Here is a 2,872-nt window from a genome sequence, read left to right as displayed (position 1 = left end):
GTATCGGTGATGGCCGCGTTCAGCTTGTCCTGGTCTGCCGTTGGAATGGTCGACTGTGACAGTGCAAGCGACTTGTCGTTGGGGATGACCGTCGCCGCCGACTGCGGCACGACAAGCTCTGGTCCGCGCTCACCCACCCAATAAGGCCTATTAGCCGCCACTGGTCCACCTGCGGCACGCTGCGGATAGCTCCAAGTGTTGGTGGCTGGATCCAGAACCGGCTGAACGGTTATCGTGTTGGAGCTTCTAAAGCGGGTGACGTTGACTTGGCTTGTGCCGCCATCTCCGGAGCCGCCTTGGCTGCCATAGCCAGTGCTAGGCACGGAGCTGGATGTCATAGTTGGGCCGGACTGCGTGCCTGGCACCGCGCCGTAGCGTGTGACACCCACGCCGCTTGTGCCGCCACTTCCGTTCGGCACGTCGTACTGCGACTGCGTGCCGGAACCGACCTGGCGCGTGACTACCGTTACGGTGATAGTACGGTTCTTTAGTGCATTGACCGCCGCACTCAACTGATGCACCGCACCAGTGTCTCTATCCAACTGCATGCGAGCTTCGATCAGGCTGTCGATGAACTTTTTGACCTGATCGACGCCGAAGCCGTCATTGATCAGAGTCTGCCGTATCCGGTCCAACCCACTCGCAACGGCGTTCGCGTTCTTGTCGCCAGTATTAAGCGCATCAAATAGACTGTTGACGGTATCAACCGAGTTCTGAATCTCGGCATTGGCGTTCTTGATGTTGGACACATCGCCAAAGAAAGCGTCTATGTTCTCCTTGCCGCCCGCAGTGGCGATAGCCTTCTTTAGCGTATCGACCTGCGTGGTGGTATCGCGTAACTGCGCGGTAAGTTCGAGCATGCTCTGAACTTGGTCGCGACGCATGTTCTGGATCGCCTGTCCAGCCTGCTCGAACTGGCCGACCAGACCATCTATGCCGGAACCCCTGCTGACGCCAAAGCCGTCTCCGCTACCTGACTTAATGGTGCCGAATAGCTTGGCGATTGTGGCGTCGGCATTGCCGGCCTTCGCTGAGACATCCTTGAAGCCGGCAGAAACCTCGGCAAGCGTCTGTGTGGCCTTCTGGCCGCCGACCGAGATGCTATTGACGCCTTGGTCCTTAGCGAGGATGTCCGCTAGCTTCTTCGCCTCAAGCGCTGCGGCCTGCAGTCCTTCTGCGTAGTGCTGCGCATCCGGCGTTAGCGAAGGATCAAGGCGGAGATTGCCAATAGTCGCGAGCATCTTGTCGAGGTCGACGTTGCCTGCATCGATCTGGTCCGCGATTTGGCCGAATGCTTCAGAGCCGGCCGAGCCAACAACGTCTGACGCACGCTGAAGGTCACGAAGGTCAACCTTGAGATGATCCAGCGACGCAGCCAGCGCCCTTTGGTCGTTTTCGATCTGGGTTTTTGCGTCAGCAGCGATGACTGAGCCGGGTAGCTTTGCCGCCTGATCAGCGTATTTTTTCAGCGCCTCTGTTAGATGTGGGTAGGTATTAGCCACCTCATCTAGAAGCTTCTTATGGCCCTCAAGGATCTCATCGACCGACAGGATTTTCTCGCGCGTCGCAGCCATGTAGAGCGCAACCGCGCCAACCGCCGCTACGCCGGCTCCAGTCAGCAGCCCTGGTAAAGTTGTAAGCCAGGTGCCGAACGCAGCACGTACGCCAGCGCTGGCCGCTACAAGCCCCTGCGGGCCGGACAGGGCGTAGGAGAGGTGATTGGCTTGCTGCGTCAACACCATCATCGGTGATTGACCCATTGCTAGGCTCTCGGCTGCCGAGCGTGCTGAATGGCCTAGTGCGGCCATCTGTGTGGCGCCGAGGGCCGATGCGGACGCGCCTTCTTCAACTGCCACKGCAGTCGCAAGATGCTTCGCTCGAGCGAGATCCATGATGCGATTGATCTCAGCCTGATCAACGCCGAGCTTCTTGGCGGCGGCATCGGCGGTAAGGAGAGCGCGCTCCATGCGCTGGGTCGCTTGAAACGCCGGATCGACGGACGCCTTCAGGCGATCCCATGCCTTGGCGGTAGACGAGATCGAGCCTGACGTCATCGTCATGACGCTGGCCTGCTTTTCCATAGCCTTGGTCGTGGCCTGCTCACGATCGATGAACGCATCCTGCGCAGCCGCAGCGGCCTTCATAGCCTTCTGATACTCAGCCGCGCCGGCCGTCGACTTCGTGCTGTCGATGATTAATTCTGTAACGATGACTTCGTCGGCCATATCAGTGACGGGCCTCGGCTGGGCTGAACATCGCGGTCGACCATTCTGGCGAGAACACAGCTACAGGCACGGGAGCGATGTCAGGGATGGCAGCCAGCGCCGCGAGTGCTTCCCGCGCCGCGCGCTTCTTGCCTTCCCTAGCCAACGTGTCGATTGCCCTGATGTTCGTCTTCAGCGCCCCGATGAGTTCGGCAAGCGAGGTAAGCATCACGTTTTGGCCGGTGATCATCTCGGCCAGGCCTTCGAGTTCGTCAGCCAGGTCCAGCGCATGGGCGGAGATGTCGGCCTTTTTCATGGTTTTGTAAGCCGTGGCGAGTTGGTCACGTGCGGTGTTCATTGAATTATTCCTGTGATTTGATGGCTGTTGCGGCCAGCGTTAGGGGGTCATTCCACCGCGGCCAGCGCCTCGGCAATGATGTCTGATGCGTCCTGCCAGGGCTTAATGCTCAGCGCCGAATAGACGTCGACTGTGTGCGCGATCAGTTCCTCATGCCGCCCGTCTGAGTAAAATGTCCGGTCATCGCCGCGTATGGCGGCGAGGTGTTGGCCCTGCAACTCGAGCAGGCGCTCGACTACGGGCAGCAAGTCCGCAGTGATACGCGCGATGCGCAGCTTCCGTTTTCGGCGTTTTATTGGCATGTCAACCT

The 2,872-nt window shown here is 59.4% G+C and carries 2 protein-coding genes and 1 pseudogene; all 3 read right to left on the bottom strand.

The genetic code is table 11. The features are described from left to right. Positions 1–2,225: pseudogene (locus ACXJ7R_RS29120) on the bottom strand (hypothetical protein); the annotation flags it as partial. 1 nt (position 2,226) lies between these two features. Continuing rightward, positions 2,227–2,562 (bottom strand): hypothetical protein, encoded by a 336-nt coding sequence (locus ACXJ7R_RS29115; RefSeq protein ID WP_457154849.1) that lies wholly within the window; start codon positions 2,560–2,562, stop codon positions 2,227–2,229. Between the two features lie 47 nt (positions 2,563–2,609). Continuing rightward, positions 2,610–2,872, bottom strand: a 263-nt coding sequence (locus ACXJ7R_RS29110) for a hypothetical protein (protein ID WP_457154848.1), incomplete at its 5' end; no start/stop codon positions are given.

The sequence above is a fragment of the Mesorhizobium sp. P5_C1 genome, assembly GCF_054049815.1.
Note: the sequence above shows the minus strand (reverse complement) of the source record. Positions and strands in the feature narration are given on the sequence as shown.